Source organism: Geoalkalibacter subterraneus (genome assembly GCF_000827125.1).
GTDB lineage: Bacteria > Desulfobacterota > Desulfuromonadia > Desulfuromonadales > Geoalkalibacteraceae > Geoalkalibacter_A > Geoalkalibacter_A subterraneus.
On record NZ_CP010311.1, the window covers coordinates 2,637,846 to 2,664,135 of the forward strand.

At 56.2% G+C, this 26,290-nt stretch carries 28 protein-coding genes and 1 pseudogene; 5 read left to right on the plus strand and 24 right to left on the minus strand.

The window, feature by feature from the left end:
• Positions 1-15: 15 nt before the first annotated feature.
• Entirely contained in the window at positions 16-732 is a 717-nt protein-coding gene (ubiE, locus tag GSUB_RS12260) for a bifunctional demethylmenaquinone methyltransferase/2-methoxy-6-polyprenyl-1,4-benzoquinol methylase UbiE (protein ID WP_040201016.1), read from the minus strand.
• Between the two features lie 122 nt (positions 733-854).
• Between ubiE and GSUB_RS12265 the strand changes: the two genes are divergently transcribed.
• From GSUB_RS12265 to GSUB_RS12280, 5 genes are all read left to right on the plus strand, one after another.
• Entirely contained in the window at positions 855-1,274 is a 420-nt protein-coding gene (locus GSUB_RS12265) for a (deoxy)nucleoside triphosphate pyrophosphohydrolase (RefSeq protein ID WP_040201017.1), read from the plus strand.
• Positions 1,275-1,391: 117 nt separating this feature from the next.
• Positions 1,392-1,697, plus strand: coding sequence for a DUF4212 domain-containing protein (locus GSUB_RS12270; protein ID WP_040201018.1), 306 nt, complete (start codon positions 1,392-1,394; stop codon positions 1,695-1,697).
• Between the two features lie 30 nt (positions 1,698-1,727).
• Positions 1,728-3,440: a VC_2705 family sodium/solute symporter gene (locus GSUB_RS12275; protein ID WP_084212022.1), complete on the plus strand. Its 1,713-nt coding sequence runs from the start codon at positions 1,728-1,730 to the stop codon at positions 3,438-3,440.
• Positions 3,441-3,451: 11 nt separating this feature from the next.
• Positions 3,452-3,679: a hypothetical protein gene (locus GSUB_RS19115; protein ID WP_144402010.1), complete on the plus strand. Its 228-nt coding sequence runs from the start codon at positions 3,452-3,454 to the stop codon at positions 3,677-3,679.
• Positions 3,680-3,798: 119 nt separating this feature from the next.
• Positions 3,799-5,706, plus strand: a complete 1,908-nt coding sequence (locus GSUB_RS12280; protein ID WP_235269823.1) for a putative nucleotidyltransferase substrate binding domain-containing protein — start codon at positions 3,799-3,801, stop codon at positions 5,704-5,706.
• Positions 5,707-6,015: 309 nt separating this feature from the next.
• On the opposite strand, the gene GSUB_RS12285 is transcribed toward GSUB_RS12280, so the two are convergent.
• The 23 genes and pseudogenes from GSUB_RS12285 to cdaA all read right to left on the minus strand — a co-directional run bounded on the left by GSUB_RS12285 (position 6,016) and on the right by cdaA (position 26,241).
• A complete protein-coding gene (locus GSUB_RS12285) occupies positions 6,016-6,504 on the minus strand; it encodes a CYTH domain-containing protein (protein ID WP_040201019.1) in 489 nt (162 codons plus the stop codon).
• Between the two features lie 26 nt (positions 6,505-6,530).
• Positions 6,531-6,995 (minus strand): cyclic nucleotide-binding domain-containing protein, encoded by a 465-nt coding sequence (locus GSUB_RS12290; protein ID WP_052464903.1) that lies wholly within the window; start codon positions 6,993-6,995, stop codon positions 6,531-6,533.
• A 5-nt stretch (positions 6,996-7,000) separates the two neighbouring features.
• A complete protein-coding gene (locus GSUB_RS12295) occupies positions 7,001-7,606 on the minus strand; it encodes an MlaC/ttg2D family ABC transporter substrate-binding protein (protein ID WP_040201020.1) in 606 nt (201 codons plus the stop codon).
• Positions 7,607-7,633: 27 nt separating this feature from the next.
• Complete coding sequence (locus tag GSUB_RS12300; protein WP_158414080.1) at positions 7,634-8,365, minus strand: MlaA family lipoprotein; 732 nt, start codon at positions 8,363-8,365, stop codon at positions 7,634-7,636.
• Positions 8,366-8,432: 67 nt separating this feature from the next.
• Positions 8,433-8,879 carry an outer membrane lipid asymmetry maintenance protein MlaD gene (mlaD, locus tag GSUB_RS12305; RefSeq protein ID WP_040201021.1) on the minus strand — a complete coding sequence of 149 codons (447 nt, stop codon included), beginning with the start codon at positions 8,877-8,879 and terminating at the stop codon, positions 8,433-8,435.
• The gene (locus tag GSUB_RS12310; RefSeq protein ID WP_040201022.1) at positions 8,866-9,666 is read right to left on the minus strand and encodes an ABC transporter ATP-binding protein; all 801 of its coding nucleotides are present in this window, start codon (positions 9,664-9,666) and stop codon (positions 8,866-8,868) included. Before GSUB_RS12310 ends, mlaD begins: the two co-directional genes overlap by 14 nt.
• A gap of 180 nt (positions 9,667-9,846) precedes the next feature.
• A complete protein-coding gene (locus GSUB_RS12315; protein WP_040201023.1) occupies positions 9,847-10,635 on the minus strand; it encodes an MlaE family ABC transporter permease in 789 nt (262 codons plus the stop codon).
• A gap of 78 nt (positions 10,636-10,713) precedes the next feature.
• Entirely contained in the window at positions 10,714-13,125 is a 2,412-nt protein-coding gene (locus GSUB_RS12320) for a Lon protease family protein (protein WP_040201025.1), read from the minus strand.
• Positions 13,126-13,190: 65 nt separating this feature from the next.
• The gene (locus GSUB_RS12325) at positions 13,191-13,664 is read right to left on the minus strand and encodes a 2-oxo acid dehydrogenase subunit E2 (RefSeq protein WP_084212024.1); all 474 of its coding nucleotides are present in this window, start codon (positions 13,662-13,664) and stop codon (positions 13,191-13,193) included.
• A pseudogene (locus tag GSUB_RS19660) lies at positions 13,597-14,182 on the minus strand (thiamine pyrophosphate-dependent enzyme). Before GSUB_RS19660 ends, GSUB_RS12325 begins: the two are co-directional and overlap by 68 nt.
• Positions 14,183-14,442: 260 nt before the next feature.
• Positions 14,443-14,598 (minus strand): hypothetical protein, encoded by a 156-nt coding sequence (locus GSUB_RS19670; protein WP_144402011.1) that lies wholly within the window; start codon positions 14,596-14,598, stop codon positions 14,443-14,445.
• Positions 14,599-14,776: 178 nt separating this feature from the next.
• A complete protein-coding gene (locus tag GSUB_RS12335) occupies positions 14,777-15,334 on the minus strand; it encodes a helix-hairpin-helix domain-containing protein (protein WP_040201027.1) in 558 nt (185 codons plus the stop codon).
• On the minus strand, positions 15,331-16,908 hold the full coding sequence (cimA, locus tag GSUB_RS12340; RefSeq protein ID WP_040201028.1) for a citramalate synthase: 1,578 nt from the start codon (positions 16,906-16,908) through the stop codon (positions 15,331-15,333). Before cimA ends, GSUB_RS12335 begins: the two co-directional genes overlap by 4 nt.
• A gap of 79 nt (positions 16,909-16,987) precedes the next feature.
• A complete protein-coding gene (locus GSUB_RS12345; RefSeq protein WP_040201029.1) occupies positions 16,988-18,220 on the minus strand; it encodes an aspartate kinase in 1,233 nt (410 codons plus the stop codon).
• 61 nt (positions 18,221-18,281) lie between these two features.
• Complete coding sequence (lpdA, locus tag GSUB_RS12350) at positions 18,282-19,685, minus strand: dihydrolipoyl dehydrogenase (protein WP_040201030.1); 1,404 nt, start codon at positions 19,683-19,685, stop codon at positions 18,282-18,284.
• The gene (gene tsaE / locus GSUB_RS12355; RefSeq protein WP_040201031.1) at positions 19,682-20,176 is read right to left on the minus strand and encodes a tRNA (adenosine(37)-N6)-threonylcarbamoyltransferase complex ATPase subunit type 1 TsaE; all 495 of its coding nucleotides are present in this window, start codon (positions 20,174-20,176) and stop codon (positions 19,682-19,684) included. The genes lpdA and tsaE overlap by 4 nt, the downstream gene beginning before the upstream one ends.
• Positions 20,173-20,622: a CBS domain-containing protein gene (locus tag GSUB_RS12360; protein ID WP_040201032.1), complete on the minus strand. Its 450-nt coding sequence runs from the start codon at positions 20,620-20,622 to the stop codon at positions 20,173-20,175. Before GSUB_RS12360 ends, tsaE begins: the two co-directional genes overlap by 4 nt.
• 58 nt (positions 20,623-20,680) lie before the next feature.
• Entirely contained in the window at positions 20,681-22,240 is a 1,560-nt protein-coding gene (locus GSUB_RS12365) for a bifunctional ADP-dependent NAD(P)H-hydrate dehydratase/NAD(P)H-hydrate epimerase (protein ID WP_040201033.1), read from the minus strand.
• A complete protein-coding gene (locus GSUB_RS12370) occupies positions 22,237-22,620 on the minus strand; it encodes a holo-ACP synthase (protein WP_040201034.1) in 384 nt (127 codons plus the stop codon). The genes GSUB_RS12365 and GSUB_RS12370 overlap by 4 nt, the downstream gene beginning before the upstream one ends.
• A gap of 2 nt (positions 22,621-22,622) precedes the next feature.
• Positions 22,623-23,348: a pyridoxine 5'-phosphate synthase gene (locus GSUB_RS12375; RefSeq protein WP_040201035.1), complete on the minus strand. Its 726-nt coding sequence runs from the start codon at positions 23,346-23,348 to the stop codon at positions 22,623-22,625.
• Complete coding sequence (gene glmM / locus GSUB_RS12380) at positions 23,345-24,712, minus strand: phosphoglucosamine mutase (RefSeq protein WP_040202488.1); 1,368 nt, start codon at positions 24,710-24,712, stop codon at positions 23,345-23,347. The genes GSUB_RS12375 and glmM overlap by 4 nt, the downstream gene beginning before the upstream one ends.
• An 8-nt stretch (positions 24,713-24,720) precedes the next feature.
• Positions 24,721-25,452, minus strand: a complete 732-nt coding sequence (locus GSUB_RS12385) for a CdaR family protein (RefSeq protein WP_052464907.1) — start codon at positions 25,450-25,452, stop codon at positions 24,721-24,723.
• A gap of 6 nt (positions 25,453-25,458) precedes the next feature.
• Entirely contained in the window at positions 25,459-26,241 is a 783-nt protein-coding gene (gene cdaA / locus GSUB_RS12390) for a diadenylate cyclase CdaA (RefSeq protein ID WP_040201036.1), read from the minus strand.
• Positions 26,242-26,290: the final 49 nt, after the last annotated feature.

A 26,290-nucleotide genomic window follows, 5' to 3' on the forward strand; every position in this document is an offset into this window, starting at 1 on the left:
GCGGGAAAAGCCCCCTCAGGAACCGCGCTTTTCCCCTACATACACGCTTGCAATCCCGCCGGTCTGGTCAACATGACGGATATTGGCAAAACCGGCATCCGCCATCATCGCCTTGAATTCTTCCCGCGAGGGAAATTCCAGCACGGAATCGGGCAGATACTGATAAGCGCTGCGTTTGGAGAAAAGGCCGCCGATAAAAGGCAACAGGCGTAGAAAGTAAAAATAGTAGAGTTTTTTGAAAAGGGCATTTGTCGGGGCTGAAAATTCGAGAATCACCACCCGACCGCCAGGCTTGAGCACCCGCCACATCTCACGCAGCCCGGCGGCGCGGTCCACCACGTTGCGGATACCGAATGCGATGGTCACACCATCGAACACCCCAGCAGGGTGGGGAATCGTTTCACAGGGCGCGTTGACCAGAAAAATCCGCTCGGAGAAAGGGGACTGAGCGACCTTCTCGCGGCCACGCACCAACATTCCCTGAGTGAAATCCTCGCCGACAATCTTTACCGAATCAGGGGTTTGGCGGGCAATCTCCAGGGCCACGTCCCCGGTTCCGGTGGCGAGGTCCAGCACGCACCCGTTGTCCGGAATCTCCAGACAGCCAACGGCAAAAGTCCGCCAGCGGCGGTCGATTCCCAAAGACAACAGACGATTGAGCAGATCGTAACGGGGAGCAATCGCATCGAACATCTCGCGGATGCGGCGCCCCTTATCAGAAAGCTGAAACATGAATATCATCTCCTGGCGGTATTCTCGGTGCCTGTTTTGTATCACAAGCCGCGAAAGCGCGCCAGCCAATTTGCCGAAGACCTCTCACTATGCACGATTATGGTCAACAAGGAGAACATGCCATGCCGCCACTTCTGGTCACCGCCGCCATCATCCGGTGCGAGGATCGCATCCTGCTTACCCGGCGCCCTCCTCATGTGCGCCTCGGCGGATGGTGGGAATTCCCCGGGGGCAAACTTGATGCAGAAGAGTCGCCGCAAGAAGGCTTGAAGCGCGAGATTATCGAAGAATTAGGGATCGAAATCGAAGTCGGCCCCATCTTCGAGGTGGTATACTACCGTTACGAGCGAGGGCCGGTGCTGATCATGGCCTATGAATGCAGACAGTGCGACGACCGCCCGATTCGCAATATCGAAGTCTGTGACCACCGCTGGATCCTGCCGACGCAACTCGACCAGTTCGAGATACTGCCGGCGGATCAGCCCATTGTCGAAAAACTGCAAACCATCGGCATGACAGCCTCTGGAATACAGATCCCATAGCAAGCTTTTAAATTTGACAAAAATAAAACAGCGTATTAGTTTCGTGGCAGCTCAACCTGATTGGATATAACAACGGATCAGGCCAATTTATCAAACCAAGGAAGGAGAATTCAATTCATGGATTCACCCCCCCGGTTGGAAGTCAATTTTTTCCGGCCCAGCACGCCGAACATGCAGAACGAAGTCGGAGTTGCCCGCATTGTTCTGCTGTTCTGGTTTATTCTGAGCTGCGGCGTTCCCATGGCAATCTGGCTGGCAGGGCTGGGAGACCCCAGCGGCCTGGGCCGCTCTGTGCTGACCGAGACGCGCTTTCTTGGTTTTCCTCTGCACTACTGGCTGGTAGCGCAGGGATGCACCATCGGCTACGTGCTGCTGTGTAAATTGTATTGCATGCTGTGGGACAAAAAAGTCCGCAGGAGATAGTTCCCCCGCATCGCTGGAAGGTTTGATGCAATGAAAAGATTTTTCTTTTGGATGGCCCTGGGATTGTTTCTTTTCGCCGCCGCACCGCTGTGGGGCGCGGGCGAAGAAATTTTTCAGATCGAGAGAGGGTTCAAGCTGGTTCCAGCCCTGATCATGGTCGCCACTCTCTGCGTTTATATCGGGGTGGGTTTTCTATCCAAAGTTTCGACCACTTCCGGTTACTGGGTCGCGGGGCAGGGAATCGGCAAATACGGCAACGGCGCCGCCATCGCTTCCGACTGGATGTCTGCTGCTTCATTCATGGGAGTGGCCGGGCTGCTCTACCTCAAAGGCTGGTTCGGCCTGGGTTACATCATCGGCTGGACCGGCGGCTACGTCCTACTATTGGTCCTGCTGGCAGCACAGATCCGTCGCTTCGGCAAATATACGATTCCGGAATTTCTTGGTGACCGCTATGACTGCCACTCGGTGCGGTTAATCGCGGCCACCGTGACCGTCATCATCGCCATTACCTACTCCACGGCCCAGTTCAAAGGGATTGGCCTGATCTGCGGCTGGATCTTCGGTATGAGCTACACCGCCAGCGTCTTTTTCGCCGCCGGCGTGGTGTTGGCTTACCTGCTGATCAGCGGCATGTCGGGCGTCACGCGCAACCAGCAGATTCAGTACGTGGTGCTGATCTCGGCGTTTCTGATTCCGCTGTGGATTCTGATCAAAAAGGCGGGCGGAGCCGGCATCCTGCCCCAGCTTGAATATGGTGCAGTGCTTTCAGGGCTGATGGAAGGCCAGGTTGCTTCATCGGCGGGCGGTCAGCTTGCCGGCAATGAATTCGCCGAAGCGTCCCGGGCGTTTCTTCCCTGGGGCACGGGGGGCAATATTTATCATTTCCTGGCACTGGTCTTTACCCTGATGGTGGGCACGGCTGGCCTGCCTCATATCATGATCCGTTTTTACACGGTCAAAAATGAAGATATAGCGCGCAAATCGGTGCTCTGGGGATTGTTCTTCATCGGGCTGCTCTACTGGTCCTCTCCGGTTTATGCGGTGATGGGAAAATTCTGGAATCCCCTGGGCGGGCAGGCGGTCGCGGATGTTATCATCCTGAGCGCACCGGAGCGGGCAGGACTGGGTCCTGCCTTCCTCGGCTATCTCGCATCGGGAGCCCTTGCGGCTGGCATCTCTACCGTCGCGGGTTTGCTGGTGGCCGGCGCTTCCGCAGTCGCACACGACTGGTATGCCACCATTTTTCGCCCTGAGAGCACCGACCGACAGCAGCTTTTCGTCGGCCGTGTGATTACCGCGGCTCTGTGCGCAATCGTGGTATTGACAGCCCTCAACCCGCCAGCGCTGATTGCCCAGATTGTGGCCATGGCTTTCGCCATAGCGGGAAACACCATTTTCCCCGCCTGCGTGCTGGCGGTGTGGTATTCGCGTTCCAACAAATACGGCGCCCTGGCAGGAATGATTTTCGGACTGGCCATGACCCTGATCGCCATGGTCGGCTGGGTGATGCGGGTGCCGCTTTTCTCTGCCGACGGCCTACTGCCGGCGACCTCCTCGGCCCTGATCGTCTGTCCCCTGGCGTTTCTCATCAATATTGTGGTTTCCAACATCACGCATGAGCGCATCAGTGACGAATCGGCACAACGCAGTGACCGGGTGCTGCGAAAACTGCACAATGTCCCAATACCTGTCGCCGGCCCTGATCCCGATGAACATTCGTCACGCCGGCGCATCCATTAAGGCATCGCACTTTGAAGTTTTTCACTCGCAAGCGATGCTCCCTGCTGTTCGCCGGGGCAGGATTGGCCCTGATGGGGATCGATCTGATACTGACCCGTGATTTTTTTACACACATCGGTGAATTGATGGCGGCCAGCCTGCTGTGCTTCGCCGCGGCCATCTATCTCGACCGCTCTCCACGCGCCAAAGATCCCTCGCGCAGCCAGGATGCGCCACAGGAATCCCAAGACCCGGATTAAACGAAAAAAACATTGCCCTTTCCGGGCATGCTGCTAGTATTAAGATTGTTTACTTTCACTGCCCTCCGAGCATTCCGGGGGGTTTTTTAACGACGCCATTTTCCACCGGGGATATCGGCTTGATCAGACATCTCAGAGACAGTGAACCCTTCAATATCCTGCCGGACCACCTGTTCGAGGAACTCCGCAAAGCGGCCGTCCTGAAGAAATTTCCGGCCAACACCCATATTTTCAAGCAGAATGATTACCCCACCGGCTATCTTTATATCATTAAAGACGGCCTGGTGGAGATCACCGTGATGAACCCCGGCGGGGTCGAGATGGTGGTGGACTATCGCAAGGAAGGGCAGTTTTTCGGCGCCACACCGATCTTTACCGGGGAGCCCTATACCGGCGGCGCACGCACAGTGCGCGCCACGGAGTGCTTCGTCATCAATGCGGATCTGGTGAAGAAGGTGGAGGAAGAATATCCTCGCATCGGCGAATATTTTACTCGCATCGTTCTCTCCCGGGTGCGCAACCTTTATTCAGAAATCGTCACAGACCAGACCCAGGACGCCATCACCCAGATGGAGGCCTACCCTTTCAAAAAGCGCCTGTCGGAAATCATGGCAACGCCACCGGTATGCTGCACGCCGCAGAATACTGCACGGGAGGTGGCCCGTAAAATTTCGGAGAAACGCGTCAGTTCGGTCCTCGTGTGCGAAAAGGATGGCTCGCTGATGGGGATCATTACCGAGCGCGACCTTGTTGGAAAGGTTCTCAGTCTGCCGAATGTCGATCCGGATGCCATTACCGCTGCAACCATCATGACGCCTCAGCCGCATTCCCTCTCCCCCGACACCTATATGTATGAAGCGATGGCCTACATGAGCGCCCATCGCATGCGGCATCTGCCGATTCTTGACGGCAAACAGGTGGTTGGCATCGTGACGTTGCGCGACCTGATGCGCTTTCGCAGCCAAAAAGCGATGCTGCTGGTCGGCAATGCGCGTCAGGCCAAGGATCTTGCAACCCTGGCGGCCATTCGCAGCGAGATCGCAACCGTTGGCCGCACTCTGCTGTCCGAAACCCGATCCACCCCCGAGGTGATGGAGATTCTGAGCTACATCCACCACACCATCATCCGCCGCACCTTCGACCTGTGCCTGGAAGAGATGAAGCAGCAGGGGAAGGAACCGCCGGCGATCCGCTACTGCTTTCTGATCATGGGAAGCGGCGGGCGTCGAGAGATGCTGCTGGACCCGGATCAGGACAACGGCTTTATTTTCGAAAACTATCCCGATGCCAGGCAGGAGGAAGTCGACGCCTTTTTCGTACCCTTCTCTGAGAAGATCGTCGACGCCCTCGCCGAAGTCGGCTATCCGCTCTGCCATGGCAAGGTCATGGTCAACAATCCCCTGTGGCGCGGGCGCTTGTGGGAGTGGGATGAACGCATCGAAGACTGGGTCAACGAGCCGGAGCCGCAGAAGGTGCGCTACTCATCAATCTTCTTCGATTTCGTCCCCATGGCCGGAGATGGCACCCTGGCCCAGGATCTGCGGGATATCGTGCATCGCCACATCCGCTCCTTCCAGGGCTTTCTCTATCACATGATGTCTCTGGACCTGCGCTACAAGGTGCCGATCGGCCTGCTGGGACGGTTTGTGCTGGAAAAAAGCGGTGAACATAAAGGGGAATTGTCTCTCAAGCACGGCGGGACGGTCTATATCGTCGACTGCATCCGCATGTTCGCGCTGGAGCAGGAACTCTCTGAAGTCACCACCTTCGCCCGGCTGGAGGCGTTGGTGAAAAGAAATGTGTTTGCACCGGAGACTGCGGAGCATATCCGCGCCGCCTTCGAGGCGCTAACTTTTCTGCGGCTGCGAAACGAAATCGCCCTGGTACAGGCCGGCCGCAAACCCAGCCACCACATCAACCCCCACAATCTGTCCAAGACCGAACAGGACCTGCTGCGGGAGTCCTTCCAGGCGGTCGGCAAGCTGCAGGACGCCACCAAGCGCCATTTCGCAAAAACCCCCTTTTAACCGGTAGAAGAAGTTCCCGCATTCTGAAGCAGATCTGCTCTGCTCATCTATTTTTTCATAAAGAAAGCCCCTCGCAGCGATTATCGCGAGGGGCCTTCTTTTAAGCTGTCAGCCGAGAATCTTCACGATTCTTTTCGGCTCAAGAGTCCTGCGGTTCAGGACGTCATGTACTCCTCATCAGGAGCGCTTTAAAATTATTTTCGTCTGTGGTTTCCGTTTTCGGGAATCCTCCTTTCTCCTTGCTTGTGGTTATATTTTTCCACAGAATTTCACAAATTCAAGAGTCACAAGTTATTTTTTATCCGCAATTCAACGATCTGTCTTTTCCGACCGCCAACGGCTGAAAGGCTTGCGGACCAGGCTGGAATTGTAATAGCGGGGATCACCGGTCACTTCAGCGCCAACCCAGGGCGGCAATTCGATCTGCTGACCCTCTTGCTCAAGTTCCACTTCCGCAACACACAACCCTTCATTTTCGCCAACGAAGACATCCACCTCCCAGAGGAGACCACCGAAAGGTACGCAATGACGGGTTTTCTCGATCAAAGGCCGTATGCACAGCTCATCGAGCATTTCGGCCGCATCCTCCACCGGGATCTCGTATTCGTATTCCAAACGCACAGCGCCGCGGGTCGGCCCCTTGATGGTCAACACGCCTTGATCGTCGATCAATCTTACCCGTACCACTCCTATCGAGCCGATGGAGACAAATCCCTGGCGCAAAAAAGAACACGAGGTAGCCGCATTCTTCCAATCCATGCCGTGAATCAGAAATTTTCGTTCAATTTCCAGCGCCAATCAAACATCTCCTGATTATTTTCTATTTAAAAGATCGAGGCGAGCCGATCATAGGATTTTTCGAGGCGGATCGTGGTCGCAAGCAGAATTCCTTTAAGCAGACCGACACCCACAGCGGGGTGCTCTTCAAGCAGACGGTCGAACTCTTCGCGCCCTAGCACAAGCAGATCCGTGTCTTCCAACGCCAAAACGGTGAAGGGCCTTGGATGATCTTCCAGAATGCCAAACTCCCCAAGCACCGTGCCCGGTCCGTAAACCCCGACCACCACCTGTTTTCCTTCAAACTCGGTATTCTTTTTTTCCTCAATGCGACCCGAGGCAACAAAAACAACGCTGTCGCCCGGATCACCTTCGCTCCAGAGGATTTCCCCGGCCGGAACCTGCAGACAGGTTAAGCGGAGTTTCAGGATTTCGATTGCATCTTTATCAAGATACCGGAAATAGCGCATCTCTTCCTTGATCTGGCGACAGACGGCATCGGGAGTCTTCATGAAAACTAGGCCTCCTTCGACCGACTTTTCAGGTCCTCAATTTTACTCCGCATCTGTTCGAAGAGACCGTCCATCCCCTCTTTGCGGGCGATTTCCGTAAAGGTGCCACGGTAATTGCGCACCAGGCTGACTTTCTCCACAATGACATCATAGACCAGCCACTCCCCCTGGCGATCCACCAGCTTGTAAGAGATGGGTATGTCGGCGCTGCGGGTCACGATGAGGGTTTCGACCTCAGCCCTGGGCCCGTTGATTTTCTCCGAGACAAAGCGCACCTCCTCATCGGTATAGCTCTCGATGCGCCCCAGGTAGCTTGCTTCCAGCAGTTCGGAAAAAAGCTCCATGAACGTCTCTTGTTCATCGACATTTGCTTTTTTCCAGTAGGGGCCCAGCACCCATTGCGACATGGCCTGAAAATCGAAACGCGCCTTGATCAACTCGGTCAGTCGCTGACGCTGCTGTTCGCCCCTGATCGCGTCGTCCTTGAGCGTATCGATCACCTGCTCGACCGTCTGCTCGATTTGCGCCAAAGGTCCTGCCTCGGCAGAAAATGCCGCGGCCGGGGCCAGGCAAAGCAGCAGGCATGCCGCTGTCATCCACTTGCTGAACATAGATTCACTCCTTGTTTCTATGAGCAATCATTCGATAATCATTGCTTCACGACGCTGCATATAGCCGTCGCGGATGAACAGGTAGGGATCGAGCTGCTCCGCCTTGATGCTCTCATAAGTATCATCGTCCAGGGAGAGGACATTGAGGCGGTCGGTCATTTTGACCGCCGTCTTGTGCCAGCTTTCGTCAAACACATAATTCCAGGGATCGAGGAAGAAATCGCCGACGCGCCCTACGGCGTCGCGGGGGGTGGAAGGCCCGAAAACCGGAAGCACCAGGTAAAATCCGGACGGCACCCCGAAGTAACCCAGCGTCTGGCCGGTATCTTCCTTTTTCATTTCCCATCCCAGCTGCGTGCGGGCTGGATCGAACAGCCCCGCCACCCCCCAGGTGGAATTGACGACGAAGCGCCCCAGCTCGCGGGTCGCATCCCCGAAGCGGAACTGCAGCAGAGAATTGGCAAACCGCACCGGCGTCGCCACGTTGTTGAAGAAATTATCGACGGATACCCGCGCGGGCTCCGGCACGAGCCTGAAGCCTCGGGCAATCGGCTTCAGCAGGTAGAAATACAGCTTGTCGTTGAACCAGAACATGGCGCGGTTGAAAGGCTCGATGGGGTCATAGACCATCAGGAGTTCTTCCTCGTATTCACCGGCAAAGGGATCAAAGGGTTCAGCATTCGCGCTCTCAACAGCCGGGCCCGCACCTCCGGTTTCCGCCGAAAACCCCGGTGCAGAAAAAAGTAATACTCCCGACAAAAACCCTGTTAAACAGATAAAACGCCACATTCATCTGATCCTTTCAACCCGCTTTTCCCGTCAGGAGTTACTGGCTCTCAAAGATATACTTGCTGATGAGTTCTTCCAGGTTGATGGCGGATTCGGTTTCTTCGATCTCGCCTCCCGGCTCGATATATTCAGGAAATCCGCCAGGAGAAATGCTGACATATCGGTCGCCGATGATCCCTGCTGTACGGATGGAGGCAATGCTGTCCACCGTCAGGCGGACAGCATTGTTTATAGCGAGTTCGACCACCGCTTCGTACATTTCCGAATCGAGGCGGATGCGGCTGACCTTGCCGACGGGAACGCCGGCCACCTGCACAACAGCCCCCTCTTTGAGACCGGCGATGGAGCCGAATCGCGCTTCGATCCGGTAGGTATCGCGCTGCAGAAGATCGATGTCGCCCAGACGGATGGAGAGCCAGGCAAAGCATAGAAATCCGGCGACCAGAAAAATGCCGACCGCCACTTCCAGATTAAACCGTTTCATAAAGCACGGACTCCTCTTGGTCACTCGAATAGATCGGTCCCATGGTGGTTTCGACGTACTCGCGGATCAGGGCATTATCGGAAAGCTGAAACTCCTCCGGCGACATGCACCCCTGCACCACCCCCTCGGCGAGCAATGCAACATAGTCTGCCAACTTGAAAATCTTCGGCACGTCATGGCTGACGATGACTGCGGTATATCCCAGCTTCTGCTGGGTCTTATGAAACAGACGATAGATTTCATTGCTCTTATGCACGTCGAGCCCGGTAGTCGGTTCATCGAAGAAGACGACCTGCGGATTGAGCACCAGTGCCCGGGCCAGCCCCACCCGCTTGCGCATGCCGCCCGAGATCTGCGCCGGGTATTTTTCCTCCGAACCTTCAAGATCCATCAGGGCCAGCTTGTCCATCACCTTCTCCCGCACCCAGAGTTCATCGCGGCGGGTGCGTTCCCGCAATGGCAGGGCGACGTTGTCAAAAACCGTCAAAGAATCAAACAGCGCGGCGTTCTGAAACAGAACACCGAAACGGGTGCGGATCTCTTTGAGTTCACGGGAACGGATACGGTTGATATCCCTCCCGAATACTCTGACCAGACCTTTATCCGGTTGCATCAGGCCCAGCATGTGCTTGAGGATCACACTTTTGCCCTCGCCGCTTGCGCCGACTATCACGGTCGTTGTGCCCTTGCGGACCACTAGGTCGATTCCTTTGAGCACGACCTGGCCACCGAAGGATTTATGCAGACCCGACAATTCTATGACAATGTCTTCCGATGTTTCTCCCATCACTTATCCCGTCGTAACTGTTCAGCATGGGGTCGCAACTCCCATGTCAAGGGACACTTTTCGCCGTCCCTGGCCGTTTGACTGGCGCCATCCCTGGCGCCAGACACCCTTGTCATGGGAGCCGCGACCCCACACAAGGTGAAGATGCATCCCGTCAAAACTTTTTCACCCGCGGCCAGACTACAGCATGATCGCTGAGATCAGATAATCCCATACCAGCACCGACACGGAGGACCACACCACCGCGTCGGTCGTTACACGACTGACGCCTTCGGCTCCAAAGCCTCCCCCGCGCTCGAAATGAAGAAAATAACCTTTGGCCGCACTGATCCATACCAACAGCAGGCCAAAGACGAAGGATTTGATCAACCCCATTTTGACATCAGCCCAAACGACGCTGTCATACATCCCTTGAAAATAGGCCCCCTGATTGATCCCGAGCAAAACCACCCCGATCAGCCACCCGCCGAAGATGCCGACAACATCAAAAATTGCGGTCAGAAGCGGCATGGAGAGCAGCGCAGCCACAAACTTGGGGACCATCAGGTATTTGTAGGGATCGATGGCCATGCATTCAAGGGCATCGATCTGCTCGGAATTGCGCATGATGCCGATCTCGGCGCAGATGGCAGAACCGGCGCGTCCGATGACCATCAGCGCCGCAACCACAGGCCCGAGCTCGCGAATCAGACTCAGCGCTACCGCCGAACCGAGCATCCCTTCAGAGCCGAACTTGCGCAGCGTGTAATAGCCCTGCAGCGCCAGGACCATGCCGGTAAAAGCCCCGGTAAAGACGATGACGAAAACGGAACGGGTGCCGATGAAATTAATCTGGCGGAGAATCGGACGAAGTTTATAAGGAGGCTTGAAAATGGAAAACAGGCAGACCGCCAGAAAAAGCCCCATGCGTCCAAGCTGCTCGAGCACAAATAAACATTGATCGCCCAGTTTTTCAAATAAACGCAGCATGCACAGCCATCCATATCAGAACTTTAAAATGCCCCGCGAAACCGGAGAAAAAGCAAGCCGAACCAGGACAAATCGGGCTTATCCGTTCTTCTCGTCCCCTTTGCCGAACTTGTGCAGCGTTTCGGCCATTTTCAGCAGGCGCTGATCGACCTTTTGATTGATGGTGCTCTCCGGCCACTTTCCGTCACTGTCCCGTTCGCCGGCAGGCATGCCGGTGAGAATTTCGATCCCCTCGTCCACGGTCTCCACCGCCCAGATGTAGAAATCGCCTTTTTCCACAGCCTCTCGCACGTCGCGATCGAGCATCAGGCTTTTGAGATTTGAACGGGGAATAATGACCCCCTGCTCGCCTGTCAAGCCCTTGACCTTGCACACAGCGTAATAGCCCTCGATCTTTTCGTTGACACCGCCGATGGGCTGCACCTTGCCATGCTGGTTGACGGATCCGGTGACCGCGATCCCCTGCTTGATGGGGACATCTGCCAGAGAGGAAAGCAAGGCGTAGAGTTCAGCGCAGGAAGCGCTGTCCCCTTCAACGCCGGTATAGGACTGCTCAAAGCAGATGGATGCAGAGAGGGCTAATGGCTTGTCCTGGGCGAAGCGCTCGCCGAAGAAACCGGTGAGGATCATCACGCCCTTGTCGTGAATCGGGCCGGATAGTTTGGCCTCGCGTTCGATATTGACCATCGAACCTTTGCCCAGATAGGTGCGCACCGTCAGGCGTGACGGCTTGCCGAAGGAATAGTCGCCGAGCTGATAAACAGATAGCCCGTTAATCTGCCCTGTCATTTCGCCTTCCGTGTCCACCAGCAGGGTGCCGTCTTCAATCAGTTCCTGAATTTTCTCTTCGATCTTGTTGCAGCGGTAGACGCGCGCTTCGATCGCCAGATCAACATGCTTTGAGCCAACCCGGTCGCACCCCTCCTTTTCCGCGTAGTGAGCTGCTTCCCGAATAAGATTGGCGATTTCGAGAAAACAGGAGGAGAACTTGCCCTGATCCTCGCTCAGGCGTGCGGAATGCTCGATAGTGCGCGCGACAGCCTGACGATCGAAATGCAGCAGGTCTTCATCGGTGCATTTCGCGCCAATGAAAAGGGCGTACTGCTGGGTGTTCTCCCAGGTATTTCTCATCATCCGGTCGAAGTCGGCCTTGACTTTGAAAAATTTGCGAAAATCCGGATCATACTGAAACAACAGATAGTACAGCAGTGGTGTGCCGATCAGGATGATCTTGCAGGATAGAGGAACCGGACGCGGCTTGAGAGTGACCGTGGCCAGAAACCGGAACTGCTCCGTCATATCCTCGATCTTGACTTCCTTGTTGCGGATGCAGCGCTTGAGCGCCTCGTAGGAGAACAGGTTGATCAGCACTTCACGGCAGTCCAGGATAAGGTAGCCGCCGTTGGCGCGATGCAAGGCGCCGGGCTTGATCATGGTGAAATTGGTTGAGGCGTTGCCCATCTGGATGACATGCTCGACACGGCCGAACAGGTTGAAGTAAGTCGGGTTGGCTTCATAGACGACAGGCGCGCCTTCGAGTTGGTGATTGTCGACAAACAGATTGACCAGGTAGCGCTCAAAAGATGGCCCCTGCTCCGGCATCTTCATACCCGGCAGCGCAATCTGCGGCCCCTTGTTGGGTCGTAATTCCTCGATACGCCCCAAGATGTCCTTCTTGCAGTTTTTAAAATGCTCCAGCACCCGCTCCTGATCAGCGTACTTTTTCTCCAGTTCCTCAAAAAGCGGCTCCATGCCGTAATTGACGACCTCTTTTTCCATCTCGGCCGTTTCCCGCCGTGCCTGCTCTTCGAGTTTTCGCACTTCACGCAGGGTGTCGTTGAGATTGTTCTGTAGAGCCGTGCCGCGCTCGTCAAGTTCAGCCTTTTCCTGGTCGGAGAGTTCTTCGTATTCCTCCTGCGAAAGGGGGTGCCCCTCCTTCACCGGGACCAGGACCAGGCCGCTGACGGTGCGCTGCAGCATGAATCCTTTTTCCTCGGCCTGATGCTCCAGCTCCTGAAACAGTGCCTTATGCTTTTCCTGATGTTCCGAGGAAATCTTGTTCTTCTGCTCTTCGTACTCCTTGCTTTCAAAGACTTTCGGGATCTCTTCCGTCAGACGCTCCACCAGGCGGTCGACATCCTTCTTGAGCTCCTGCCCTTTTCCGGCCGGAAGGCGGATATAATCGGGGCGGGTCCCATCCTCGAAATCATGCACATAGCACCAGTCGTCAGGAACGGGCTGCCCTTTGGAGCGACTGTTGAGTATTTTTTTGATAGAAGACGAGCGGCCGGTGCCCGGTTCTCCAAGGATAAAGATGTTGAACCCGCTGTCCTTGATGCCAAGACCGAAATCGATGGCCGTCAACGCCCGATCCTGGCCGATGGTCCCTTCAAGGGGGGGCAATTCTCGGGTGGTCTCAAATTCGAACTGATTCGGATCGCAATGCCAGGTCAACGCCTGGGGATCAAGTCGCAGATGCTCAATGGACATGGAGATATCCTTCCCGAAATAAACATTAAAACAGAGCGTTCACAAAGGGTTGTTTTCTTGGCCGCCTATTCGTCATCCCCTGTCGCCACGAGCGTGATAGGCGCCTCAAGATAGTCGCGCACGGTATTGAGAAAATCGGCGGCATCAGCGCCATCGAAGACACGGTGGTCGGCAGAGAGGGTCAGCCGCATGCGCGGGATAACCACAAGATCTCCCTGCCCGGCATCCGCCACCGGTTCATGCTGCACTGCGCCGACGGCCAGCGCGGCTGCCTGGGGCGGGGTGATGATCGCCGTAAAAGACTCTACACCCAGCATCCCCATGTTGGAAACGGTAAAAGTCCCATCACTCATCTCTTCAGCCTTCAGGCGCCCCTGACGCGCTTTTTCAGCCAGGTCCCGCGCCCGGTCACCAATACCACGCACCGACAGCTCCGCACAATCACGGATGACGGGGCTGTAAAGGCCTTTTTCAGTGGCGACGGCAATTGCAGCATTTAAGCACAAACATCCCATCGACCTTAGAACCGGGAGTTTCATAGGCACAGCTTTTTTTATAGAGTTGATCCACAGCACTGGCACGACCCACGGCGGTTCCGATTCCATACATGTTGTTTTCACACACGAAGACCACCGGCACGTTGTAAAGAGCCGCCATATTCATGGCTTCGTGAAAAACCCCTTGATTGGTGGCGCCATCACCGAAGAGGCACACCACCACCTCATCAGATTCGCGGTACAGGATCGAATACCCCATACCGACCGCCAGAGGCAGATGCCCGCCGACGATGCCGTACCCTCCCATAAAACGAAGGTCGGCATCGAACATATGCATGGACCCTCCCTTGCCCTGGCTGACACCGGTCTTTTTGCATGGCGTGGGCGACACCGACGCCGACAGCCTCCTGGCCGCTGTAAAGATGGAGAAATCCCCCCATCTTCCCTTGACTGTAGAGTTGCGGGCAGGCTTCCTCGAACTGCCGAATCCGCACCATGTCGCGATAAATCGCAAGAAGTTGATGACCCGACAGGGAAGCGGCCTCCTGCTTCTCTTTCATAATTCATCCTTTCGCCGGCTTGGCGAACCAACTCGAGACATTGTCGATCATCTCTATATCATTGGGACTTTCGGTTAATGGTACCAAGGAAGTCCTGCTTGGCAAGAGGCGACCTTCTTCCTGAAAAAGAGAGATGAAGATATGGCTGGGGAAGGAAGAGCGCGGAGTCTGAAAAAAACGGGCCAACGTATTCTACCGTAGGCCCGTTTCCGGTGAGCGTATAAAGTATGGCGAAGCTGCAAAACTGCCCTTAAACCAGATCACCCGATATAGACATTGTGGTTGCGGGCGCGGTTGGCCATGATGGTGGGGTCCAGCACTTCACCGCAGGAGCAGCACTTCCATGCTTCAAATGAACGAACGAAATCATAAAACTTCTCGGTGTACATCCTTCCTTTGCATTTGGGACATTTCATCGGATTTTCCCCCTTTTGAAGTTAATCACGAATTTTAAAGTGTGACTCAGGCAATATCAGCCATCGATAGTGAGTCACTCTTTCACCAGACGTGCCAACCGACTGGAATCAATAGTAAAAAAGGGGGGGGATTTAGCAATAAATGACAAACTTTGTTACTATTTTTCAAGGCGTTAGCTTATTTCAAAAAAAATTTCCGCCACTGGGATATTCGCCCTGCTCCAATGCCTTTAACACGTCTCAAGCGATCGATCCGTTCAAAATCGCCATTCAATTGACGGTCCTGTTCGATCCTCTCTGCCAAACGCGGCCCAATGCCTGGCAATGCCTGCCAATCATCCAGAGACATGCGGTCGGGGTGCAACGACACGCCAAGCGCCATCCGATGTGCGGCAGACATCCATGAGGTCTCAACTTCCAGTTTATTCAGGGAGTTGCAGGAAAACGCCAGGCGTTGTCCGTTGGCAACAGAGGCGTCGGGAAAGCTAGATTGCTGAGCGGATCTCACACAATCCAAATCCGTCAACGAAATGACGGCAGGCCACAGCAAACCGTCAGAGAATTGATAGATGCCCGGACGAGGGACACCGGCGGCAATTTCCACGATGATCTGTGAGGAGGGGGCGGGAGCCGGGGCCGGCAGCTCTTGCACAGAAAAGAGCAACCGGCCCTGGTTCAGAAGCAGAAAAGTCAGTATCGTGCCGATGAGTAACAGCACGCCCTGGCGAGCGTTCATCCTTCGGCGCGGTAGTCTCGGATCAGTTTATACAGAAAGGAATCGATGAGTGCCTGGTAGGAAGCATCGATGATGTTGTCGCTGACACCCACCGTGCCCCACCGCGTTTCCTTGTCGCCGGATTCAATGAGGACGCGAGTCACCGAAGACGTACCCTTACCCGCCGGCAGTACCCGGACTTTATAGTCGAACAGTTTGACCTCGCGCAGCTGCGGATAAAAATTTCCGAGGGCCTTGCGCAAAGCGTTGTCCAGCGCATTGACCGGCCCGTTGCCCTCGGCAGCCGTATGCTCTATCCGTCCTCCGACCTTGACCTGCACCGTCGCCTCTGACTGAGGCTTTTCATCTTCATGGCGCTTGCTGTCGATTACACGGAAACCGATGACGGAAAAGAAGTGGCGCATTGTTCCCAATGCACGGCGCATGAGGAGTTCAAAGGAAGCTTCGGCCCCCTCGAACTGGAACCCCTTGTTCTCAAGGTCCTTGATATTCTCAAGGATTTCCTGAGTGACCGGATCCTTGCTGTCGAGGTTGATATTGAACTGCTCCGCCTTGGCCAGAATGTTGGAACGGCCGGACAGGTCCGAGACCAGCACGCGCGTCACATTGCCGACAAGCTCCGGGCGGATGTGCTCATAGGTCTCGGGATGGCGCTGGATCGCGGAGACATGCACGCCTCCCTTGTGAGCGAAAGCCGAATTGCCCACATACGGCTGATGCTTGCGGGGGATCATGTTGGCCATTTCATAGATGGTTCGCGATACCGTGCGCAGATTGGCCAACTGCTCGTCAGTGACACAGTCATGCTGCAGCTTGAGCTTAAGCGCCGGGATAATGGAGCAGAGATTGGCATTGCCGCATCGCTCGCCAAACCCGTTGATGGTGCCTTGAACCTGAACTGCTCCACACTGTACCGCCATCAGGCTGTTGGCTACGGCGCACTCACTGTCGTTATGGGCATGAATCCCAAGAGCCGCTCCGATTTCGGCCTGCACTTTTTCCATAATCGGGGGGATTTCATGGGGCAGCGTACCGCCGTTGGTGTCGCACAGCACGATACAGTCGACGCCGGCGTCCTCGGCCGCCTTCAACGTCTTGAGGGCATACTCCGGATTCGCCTTGTAGCCGTCGAAAAAATGCTCAGCATCGTAAATGACCTCGCCGACATGCTGCTTGAGATAGGCCAGCGAGTCATTGATCAGCTCGAGGTTTTCTTCCAGGCTGATGCGCAACGCCTCATGGACATGGAAATCCCAGGTTTTGCCGAAGATGGTTACCGTATCGGGTTCAGCCTGAATCAGGGTGCGGATGTTGGCATCTTTTTCCGGAGTGCTGCGAGCCCGGCGGGTCGACCCGAAAGCCGCGATTTTCACCTGCTTGAGGCGCGCCTTCTTGATCTCTTTAAAGAAGCTGATGTCCTTGGGATTCGATCCAGGCCAACCGCCTTCAATATAATGAATGCCCAGCTCGTCAAGCTGTTGCGCGATGCGGATTTTGTCCGCCACCAGGAAGGAAACATCCTCCGCTTGCGTGCCGTCACGAAGGGTGGTGTCGTAGAGGTGAATCAGGCTCATTGCATCTCCATCCTTTGCACAAGGGGCGACTCGCAGGCCGCCCCCGTTCAATTCCGCGTTTTTTTACCAGGAGTGGCGTTTATTCGGCCTTGACGTCTTTCTTCGCCAGATCAAAGGCTTCATGCAGCACCCGCACTGCGAGTTCGGTGTATTTAGACTCGATCACACAGGATACCTTGATTTCACTGGTGGAAATCATCTGGATGTTGATCCCCTCCTGCGACAGGGTCTGGAACATTTTGCTGGCGATGCCGGAGTGAGAACGCATGCCGACACCGACAATGGAGACCTTGGCGATGTTTTCATCGCCCTTGACGCCGCTGGCGCCCACTTCCTTGGCCGTCTCCTCGACGATTTTAATCGCCTTTTTATAGTCAGTCTTGGGAACGGTAAAGGTCAGGTCCGTGTAGCCATCGCTGGAGACATTCTGAATGATCATGTCAACCGTGATATTGGCGTGGGACAACGGCGAGAAGATCCGTGATGCGATTCCGGGCTTGTCAGGTATGCGGAACACGGAGATCTTGGCTTCATCCTTATTGTATGTGACTCCCGAAACGAGCACGGTTTCCATATCGGCATCCTCCTTCGTAACCAGGGTTCCTGGATTGTCGTTGAAACTGGAACGGACGTGGATCACCACGTTGTATTTCTTAGCAAATTCCACCGAGCGGATCTGCAGCACCTTTGAGCCGAGAGAGGCCATCTCCAGCATTTCGTCGTAGGAGATTTTTTCCATCTTCGACGCTTCGGGCACAAGGCGCGGGTCAGTCGTATAGATGCCGTCGACATCGGTGTAGATTTCGCAGACATCGGCCTTGAGCGCTGCCGCCATGGCAACCGCCGAGGTGTCCGAACCGCCACGCCCCAACGTGGTGATGTTGCCTTCCTTGTCGATCCCCTGGAAGCCGGCAACAATGATGATCGATCCGTTTTTGAGGTCTTCCCGGACCTTTTTGTCCTCGATCTTCAGGATGCGCGCCTTGGAATAGGCGCTGTCGGTGATGATCGGAATCTGAAAGCCGAGATAACTTTTCGCCTTGTACCCCATGGACTGCAGGCACATCGAGAGCAGAGAGATCGAAACCTGCTCCCCCGTGGCAACCATCACATCGTATTCACGTTCGCTGGGGAACTCGCAGACTTCGTTGGCCAGAGCGACGAGCTTGTTCGTCTCGCCGGACATGGCAGAGACCACCACCACCACATCGTTGCCGTCATCATAGGTCTTAGCGACTCTGCGCGCTACATTGCGAATACGCTCGATGGTACCGACCGAGGTTCCTCCATACTTCTGAACCACCAGGGCCATAATCGTTTTCTCCTCCGTATGATGAGTCCCGGGCCTGGGCGCCCGACACTCAGGTATGACGTTATCCGCGGTCGCGGCGGCGCCCGGCTTTGTGAACCGCCAGCCCGGCGACATCTTCCGCCGCTTCCATGATCATTTCCGGCAGGGTGGGATGGGCATGAATCGTTTTCCCGCCGAGTTCATGCGCGCTCATTCCCGCGCCCATGGCAGCGGCCACTTCAGCGACCAGGCTTGAGGCCTCGGCGCCGACGATGGCAGCGCCGAGAATGGCGCCGTCTTTTTTATCGGCGACGATCTTGACCAGTCCCTGGGTTTCCCCCTCGCACTGTGCCTTGCTTGATGCCTGGTAGGAAAAGCGCCCGCTTTCCACCTCGATCCCCTGCTGTTTGGCCTGGTCTTCGGTCAAGCCGACCTGGCCAATCTCAGGCAGGGTGAAGATGGCGCTGGGAACGACCCGATAATCAGCTTTTTCATCGCCCCCCATGGCGTTGGCTACAGCGATTCCGGCCTGGTAGGAGGCTACATGTGCCAGTTGAATGATGTTGGTCGCATCGCCGATCGCGTAGACTCCAGGCACCGAAGTCCGCAACCCGTCATCGACAACAATGGCGCCGTCTTTTGTTTCAACTCCGGCATCTTCAAGGCCGAGATTATCGATATTGGGAACACGGCCGACCGCAACCAGAACCTTTTCAGCCTCAACCTGCTTCTCGCCTGAGAGATAAGCCGTGACGACGCCATCCTTGGCATCGAGGCGCTCTACCGAGGTTTCGGTATGAACTTGCACCCCCAGGGATTTAAAGGATTTTTCAACCTCCTTGACCACCTGGCGGTCGCTTTGTTCAAGCAGACCCGGGAGCTGTTCCACGACCGTGACTTTGGTCCCCAGGGCGGCGAAAATTCCGGCGAATTCGCAGCCGATATAACCGCCTCCGACAACCATCAGGCTGGCGGGAAGTTCTTTAATAGCAAGGATTTCCCGGCTGGTCAAAACATTTTTCCCGTCTATCGACAGGGCTTTAGGGCGCACTGAACGCGAGCCGGTAGCGATGATGATGTTTTTGGCCCGAATGCGCCCGGTGACTTCGGGTCGTTTGATGCAAATCCGCCCCGGCCCTTCAATCAGAGCGTGCCCACGGAACAATTCAACCTTGTGCGCCTTGAGCAGCTGTTCAATCCCGCCGACCAGGCGCTTTACGATATTATCCCGCCGTTCAGCTGCCACGGTGTAATCGAGGGAGGGCTCATCGATCCGGATGCCGTGGTCTTCAGCATGTTTAAGGCGCTGCCAGAAATGCGCCGTGCTGTAAAGAGCCTTGGTGGGGATGCAACCACGATTGAGGCAGGTGCCGCCAACCTTGTCTTTTTCGATCAGGCACACACAGGCGCCCTGCTGGGCGGCACGGATCGCAGCGACATATCCACCCGGGCCGGCACCGATCACGGCAATATCGAATTCCTTCATGATGCGGTCTCCTTTCGCCAGCGGGCATCGAGAGCCTCAAGCAGATGTCTTTCCGGTGCTGTATGCGCCTCTATAATCAGGCGCCGACGGAATTCATCCAAACGTATCAGGGTGATAAAAAGACCTGCGCTGCGGTTTTCTTCGAACCGATCCCCCCATTCCACCACGGTCACCCCATCAGCGTCGAGATAGTCGCTGAAACCGAGATCTTCAAGATCGTCGGCACTTGTCAGGCGGTAGAGGTCAAAATGGTAGAGCGGCAGACGGCCGCTATACTGGTTCATCAGGGTGTAGCTGGGGCTTGTGACCGGCTCGTCATCGGGGATATCGAGCCCGCGGGCCACTCCCTGGGTAAAACAGGTCTTGCCCGCCCCCAGATCTCCTGCCAGGCGAATCAGCAAAGGCTTCTCGATCAACCCGCCGAGCAGCATCCCGAGACGAACTGTTTCTTCAGCGCTTTGAGTTTCAATGGTGAGAACGTCCCGGGTCATCGTCCCATCGACCGGATAACATCGAGGCGTGCGACGACTCCGACCACTTTGTCGTCCTCAACCACCGGGATCAGATGCGCTTTATTCTCGGTCATCAGCGCGGCTACTTCCGAAACAGATGTCTCCGGAGAGCAGGTGACCACCTCGGTCGAACAGATCTCATCGACCTTGCGTGCCGTGATTTTCTCCACCTCTTTCTTGAAATCTTTCTCGCTTTCGAGATAGATCACCCAATCGAAGATAGAAACCACCGTCGGCAGGTGAAGGGGCCGATCCTGAGCCACCAGGTCTGTTTCGGTGACCACACCGAAAAGCTGCCCATCCTCCTTGACGACCGGCATGGCGCTGATCCCTTTTTCCATAAAAAGGCGGGCCAGCTCTTCAATACCGGTATCGGGCTGAACGGAAATGACGTTGCGGGTCATGATATCTTTAGCTTTGAGCATTGCATCGCATCCTTTATCAAGAAGTGAACGTTATCCTGCCAAATTTGTCCGAAGGGCCTCATCCAGAGCGCCGACCGAGTTCGTATCGCACAGCGGCAAGCTCGTGGGCAATCTCGCCGGCAGTCAGCCCCGCACACCCCTCCCGGCAGGCCAGTCGGTCAGCCGCAGCGCCATGAAGATAAGTGGCCAAAACAGCGGCTTCGGCCGCGGGCATCCCCTGCGCCAGCAGGGCTCCCACCACCCCGGTCAGGACATCGCCCATGCCTCCGGACGCCATGCCGGGGTTGCCGCTGGCGTTGATCCAGGCCGTACCGTCAGGTGAGGCGATCACCGTACGCGCTCCCTTGAGCACCACAATGACTCCATGACGAAGGGCAAAATCGCGCGCGACCGAAAGGCGGTCCTGCTGGACCTCCTCCACCGGGATCTGAGCCAAACGCGCCATTTCTCCGGGATGGGGAGTTATGACGGTCGTCCCCGGCCGGCAGGATGACAATCCCTCGAGATGGCCGGCAAGAGAATTGAGCCCATCTGCATCGATCACCAGCGGCAAATCGCAGTCGCGCACCAAACGCCTGACCAACTCCTGAGCCTGCTCATTCTGCCCCAGACCGGGGCCGACCGCCAATGCCTGTTTGCCCTGCCAGGCCTCGGTCAGTGCATCAAGTGCTCCCGCCCCCAATGCGCCATCGACCTCAGGCAGCGGCACCGTCATGGGCTCTGTTAATTTTACCTCAAGAATATCATGAATTCCCTTTGGCACTGCCGCAGTCACCAAGCCGACGCCGCTTCGCATGGCGCTGTCGGCAGCGAGAGCGACCGCGCCCGATTTTCCGGTAGAGCCACCGATGATCAGCAGATGTCCGAAGGTGCCTTTGTGGCCATCGGATGGCCGGGGTGGGAGCAGATGGCGGGCAAATTCACCATCAACCAGGATCTGCGCAGGCGTCTGGCCTTCCAGCAGAAACGCAGGGATGCCGATATCCACTATTTCAAGGGCTCCGACCTGGTCTACTCCGGGATAGACGACATGCCCGATTTTAGGCAGGGCAAAGGTCACGGTGAGGTCGGCCTGAACGCAGCATCCGAGAATACGGCCGGTTGTGGCATCGAGTCCGCTGGGGATATCCACGGCGGCAATCGGCGCCGACTCGTCGTTCATCCAGGCAATGGCTCGGGCATATCGACCGCGGACATTGGAGGAAAGCCCCGTGCCAAAAAGCGCATCCACCAGCAGGCGAGACCCACTGCACTGAGAGAGAGCGGCCGAAAGCCCATCGTCATCGGGCGCAAAAAGAATCTCGCCGCGCACCTTTCGCAGAATCTCGAGATTAAGGCGGGCGTCTCCCTCCACCGCCGCATCATCCGCCAAGACCAGAGTGCGGACCTGCCAACCACGCTGCAAAAGCGATCGCGCAATGACATAGCCGTCACCGCCGTTGTTGCCCTTGCCCGAAATAACGACCGCCGGTCCGGGGTAGAGATGGCGATACCGTTCATTAATCAACCGGGCGGCGCCCTGCCCGGCATTCTCCATCAGTACCGGACCGGGCAGACCGATCTCCTTGATCGTCTTCTGATCAAGCTCCTGCATCTGTGCGGCACTCAGAACTCTCATGGCTCCTCCAGAATGACAACGGCCTGTGCATAGTCCCCGTCATGGCTGTAAGAAAGATGCACGCGACCCACTCCACGGGTCCGGCAGATAAGAGCTGCGGCCCCGGTCAGAACCAGCGAGGGCTTACCGAGGTCATCGCGCGCAACACTCATATCGTGCCAGGTCATCCCCTCGCGCAAGCCCAGTCCCAGCGCCTTTAAAAACGCCTCCTTGGCGGCAAATCGCGCGGCAAGATGGGGCGCAGGGTCCTTGCGATCCAGAGCATAGGCCTTTTCTTCCGCGGTAAACAGGCGGTCGATCAGCGCCGTTTTGCCCTGATGGAGAAAATCCCTGAAGCGACCGATGCGCGCCAGATCGGTGCCGACGCCAAGGATCGCCATGGTCAGCTTCCTTTAATCAGAGCCGCCATGTCACGCACCGCCCGATCCATACCGACCAGAACGGCGCGCGCCACGATGCTGTGCCCGATATTGAACTCTTCGATGCCCCCAAGGGCTGCGACTTCACGCACATTGTCGTAATTGAGCCCGTGGCCGGCGTGAACCGCCAACCCCAGCTTCTGGCCGAGCCTGACCGACTGCTCGATCTTGGTCAATTCGGCGCGGCGTACATTGGCGTCGGCCGCATCGCAGTAACACCCGGTATGAATTTCAATGGCATCCACACCCAGACGATGAGCGGCCTTGATCTGCTCCGGGTCAGGATCGACAAAAAGACTGACAGAGATTCCGCCATCGCGCAACAGGGCGACGGGATTTTTCAACGTCTGCCGGTTCTGAACAACGTCGAGGCCGCCCTCGGTGGTCAGCTCCTGTCGTTTTTCCGGCACCAGGGTGACTTCATCCGGTCGAAACTTCAGCGCGATGCCCACCATCTCGTCAGTGGCGGCCATCTCAAGATTCAGGCGGGAGCGCACCGTCCTGCGCAAAACGGCCAGATCCCTGTCCTGAATATGGCGACGGTCTTCGCGTAGATGGATCGTGATGCCGTCGGCACCGGCCAATTCCGCCAGCGCCGCGGCGGTTACCGGATCGGGCTCATGGGTCTTGCGCGCCTGGCGTACCGTGGCGACATGGTCGACATTGACTCCCAGTCTGGCAGTTTTCATTGTTGTTTTTTCTCCCCCATGACGCGCTCAACAACTGCGGCAATCTGATGTGCGAGTTCGGTGATCTGGTATTTGTCCTGCCCTTCAAGCATGATGCGCACCAGCGGCTCGGTCCCGGAAAAGCGGATCAGAACCCGACCGTTTTCACCCAGAACCCGGCGGGCATGATCAATTTCTTTTTTAATTTCAGGGATGCTTTCAAGATCGGTCTTTTCTGCAACCCGCACATTGACCAGCACCTGAGGCAGGGACACCATCACCTCGGCAAGCTCGGAAAGCGGCTTGCCGCTGCGCTGAATCACCGAAAGCACCTGGAGCGCCGATAGCATACCGTCGCCAGTGGTGTTGTGTTCCAGAAAGATCAGGTGCCCGGACTGCTCTCCGCCGAGGGAATAGCCGCCCTCGCGCATGGCTTCAACGACATAGCGGTCGCCCACATCCGTCTTGACAACCTTGCCTCCGGCCTGCTTCAGCGCAATATCGAGCCCCATGTTGCTCATGACAGTCGCCACGAGAGTATTGTGCGCAAGCTTCTTGCGTTTGATCAGATCGACGGCGCACAGCGCCATGATATGGTCGCCATCCACCACGTTGCCGAATTCATCACAGAAAATCACCCGGTCCGCATCACCGTCCAGAGCAATCCCGAGATGCGCCCGGTGTTCCTTGACCGCTTCGGACATAACCTCCGGATGCAGCGAACCGCAGCCGGCATTGATGTTGGTGCCGTTGGGTGAAACCCCCAAGGGGATGACCTCGGCGCCAAGTTCCTCCAGCACCGCAGGAGCCACGCGATACGCCGCGCCGTTGGCGCAATCGAGCACAACGCGCAACCCTTTGAGGTCAAGATCCTTGGGGAACGAATTTTTCAGGAACACGACATAGCGCCCCACCGCGTCATCGATACGATAGGCTTTGCCGACTTCGGAGGCAATCGGGCGCAGGCTCTCGATCTTCTTGGAGAAAATCAGATCCTCCATTTTCAGCTCGAGAGCATCGGGCAGTTTGAAACCGTCGTTGGAGAAGAATTTTATGCCGTTATCCTGGTAGGGATTGTGCGAAGCACTGATCACGACCCCTGCATCGGCCCGCATGGAGGAGGTGATAAAAGCGATACCTGGAGTGGGCAGCGGCCCGACCAGCAACACGTCGACCCCCATGGAGCAGATGCCGGCAGCCAGGGCGTTCTCGATCATGTAGCAGGACAAGCGAGTGTCCTTGCCAATGACGATGCGATGACGGCGGTTGCCATCCTTGAACAGGTAGGCGGCAGCGCGTCCGAGCTGCATGGCCGTCTCAGTCGTCATGGGCGGGATATTGGCGACTCCCCGCACACCGTCTGTTCCAAAAAGCTTTTTTTTCATGACAGATTTCATTCACCTTTCTCAAGCGATGTATTCTCGCGTTTCTCTTCGGGTAATCCTGAAGTCTCATTCTCCGGAGCCTGCTCCGGCTCGGGGGCCAGCGCAACGACATGCACCTGAATTTCAACGGTGCGGTCTTCCTTGAGCTGTGTGTATCTGCCCTGGTAATCGAGGGGGACGATCAGGGTGAAACTTTCGCGTATTCCCTCAATATCAACCGGTTCCGTCAGCACCTGTGATACGTCCTTGATTTCGCTCTCGGCTCCTTCGATCACCACCTTTTGCGGTACAATATCATACCCGGCAAGAGTGTAGCCTTCTGCCGGTTCGCCGCGCAACACCACCTCCACCGGCACCTTCTTGCCCCTGATTCTTTCAAGCTTGACATCAACAAAGGAGGGAGACAAGCGGGTCACCTTGAGACCACTCGGGATGTTGAGCCGCTCTTCCAGGCGTTTGAAGGAAGTCAGGCCGGGTTTGAGGTCGGTCAGGTCGACAGAAATGCTGATATCAGCCGGCGACAGATTCATCAACAGTGTGCGCGGGCCATTGAGCCGTATATCGACGAGATTGGGAACCTCGTTGGCAACCATCAGGCCTTCGGGCACGTTGACCAGCTCAAGGGGAACGGTGTAGCCGACTTCGACCCTCCGCTCTCCGATGACAAAGAACCACAAGACCAGGGCGAAGACCAGCGAAACGATCTTAAGAATCCAATTTTCGGTCAGGAACTTCAGCATAACGACCTATTTCTTTTTTCGAGCGTTCTGACTTTCCAGAAGGCGCTTGAGGACACGCTTCAACGACGACGAGTCGAGGTCACGAGTAATGCGCCCACCCACCACGATGGAGATGCGCCCGGTCTCCTCCGAGACGACAATGGCCACGGCATCGACTAGCTCGGTCAGCCCGATGGCGGCACGGTGCCGGGTTCCCAGGGCTTTGCTGATGTCGGGATTCTGGGAAAGAGGCAGAAAGCAGCCGGCCTGCTTGAGCCGCCCCTGCTGAATGACCACCGCACCGTCATGGAGGGGTGAATAGGGGAGGAAAATGGAGGTCAGAAGATCGCTTGACACCCGCGCATCGAGTTCTGTGCCCACTTCGAGAAAATCCTTCAGCCCCGTATCACGCTCGATCACGATCAGAGCGCCGATTCGACGATTGGCCATCACGACACTGGCTTTGACCAATTCATCAATCAGTTCACCTTCCTCCCGGTAGGAGAGACCGGAAAAAAACGGATTGCGGCCGACATGCATCAGGGCGCGCCGGATATCGTTCTGGAAGATGACAATAATGACAAGGATAATCGAGGAGAGGAAATTATCGAGAAGCCAGTGCAGGGTATAAAGGCCGCCGACCTGCGAAGCTACATAAACGAACAGAATGACCGCGAGTCCGAGCAGCATCTGCACGGCCCGCGTGCCTTTGATCAGCAGGATGATCCGGTAGATGATGAAAGCGACCAGCCCGATATCCAGCAGGTCGAGCCAGCGCAAATTCTTGATAACATCGGAAAACCCGTCCATCTCAGCCTGGCCCCTGCAAAGGATCAAAGAGGTTAAACGGTAAACAGAT

Coding starts and splice junctions, on each gene's coding strand:
- GSUB_RS12290 (WP_052464903.1), bottom strand. CDS start 6,995: ATGAAGACTCCCGATGCCGTCTGTCGCCAGATCAAGGAAGAGATGCGC.
- GSUB_RS12370 (WP_040201034.1), bottom strand. CDS start 22,620: ATGGCGATCCTTGGCGTCGGCACCGATCTGGCGCGCATCGGTCGCTTC.
- tsaE (WP_040201031.1), bottom strand. CDS start 20,176: ATGACCCGGGACGTTCTCACCATTGAAACTCAAAGCGCTGAAGAAACA.
- ubiE (WP_040201016.1), bottom strand. CDS start 732: ATGTTTCAGCTTTCTGATAAGGGGCGCCGCATCCGCGAGATGTTCGAT.
- GSUB_RS12345 (WP_040201029.1), bottom strand. CDS start 18,220: ATGGCCCTGGTGGTTCAGAAGTATGGAGGAACCTCGGTCGGTACCATC.
- GSUB_RS12335 (WP_040201027.1), bottom strand. CDS start 15,334: ATGAACGCTCGCCAGGGCGTGCTGTTACTCATCGGCACGATACTGACT.
- cdaA (WP_040201036.1), bottom strand. CDS start 26,241: ATGGACGGGTTTTCCGATGTTATCAAGAATTTGCGCTGGCTCGACCTG.
- glmM (WP_040202488.1), bottom strand. CDS start 24,712: ATGAAAAAAAAGCTTTTTGGAACAGACGGTGTGCGGGGAGTCGCCAAT.
- GSUB_RS12320 (WP_040201025.1), bottom strand. CDS start 13,125: ATGTCCATTGAGCATCTGCGACTTGATCCCCAGGCGTTGACCTGGCAT.
- GSUB_RS12295 (WP_040201020.1), bottom strand. CDS start 7,606: ATGTTCAGCAAGTGGATGACAGCGGCATGCCTGCTGCTTTGCCTGGCC.
- lpdA (WP_040201030.1), bottom strand. CDS start 19,685: ATGAAGGAATTCGATATTGCCGTGATCGGTGCCGGCCCGGGTGGATAT.
- GSUB_RS12265 (WP_040201017.1), top strand. CDS start 855: ATGCCGCCACTTCTGGTCACCGCCGCCATCATCCGGTGCGAGGATCGC.
- GSUB_RS19670 (WP_144402011.1), bottom strand. CDS start 14,598: ATGAAATGTCCCAAATGCAAAGGAAGGATGTACACCGAGAAGTTTTAT.
- cimA (WP_040201028.1), bottom strand. CDS start 16,908: ATGAGCCTGATTCACCTCTACGACACCACCCTTCGTGACGGCACGCAA.
- GSUB_RS12375 (WP_040201035.1), bottom strand. CDS start 23,348: ATGAAAACTGCCAGACTGGGAGTCAATGTCGACCATGTCGCCACGGTA.
- GSUB_RS12365 (WP_040201033.1), bottom strand. CDS start 22,240: ATGAGAGTTCTGAGTGCCGCACAGATGCAGGAGCTTGATCAGAAGACG.
- GSUB_RS12270 (WP_040201018.1), top strand. CDS start 1,392: ATGGATTCACCCCCCCGGTTGGAAGTCAATTTTTTCCGGCCCAGCACG.
- GSUB_RS12325 (WP_084212024.1), bottom strand. CDS start 13,664: ATGAAACTCCCGGTTCTAAGGTCGATGGGATGTTTGTGCTTAAATGCT.
- mlaD (WP_040201021.1), bottom strand. CDS start 8,879: ATGAAACGGTTTAATCTGGAAGTGGCGGTCGGCATTTTTCTGGTCGCC.
- GSUB_RS12275 (WP_084212022.1), top strand. CDS start 1,728: ATGAAAAGATTTTTCTTTTGGATGGCCCTGGGATTGTTTCTTTTCGCC.
- GSUB_RS12360 (WP_040201032.1), bottom strand. CDS start 20,622: ATGCTCAAAGCTAAAGATATCATGACCCGCAACGTCATTTCCGTTCAG.
- GSUB_RS12385 (WP_052464907.1), bottom strand. CDS start 25,452: ATGCTGAAGTTCCTGACCGAAAATTGGATTCTTAAGATCGTTTCGCTG.
- GSUB_RS12315 (WP_040201023.1), bottom strand. CDS start 10,635: ATGCTGCGTTTATTTGAAAAACTGGGCGATCAATGTTTATTTGTGCTC.
- GSUB_RS12310 (WP_040201022.1), bottom strand. CDS start 9,666: ATGGGAGAAACATCGGAAGACATTGTCATAGAATTGTCGGGTCTGCAT.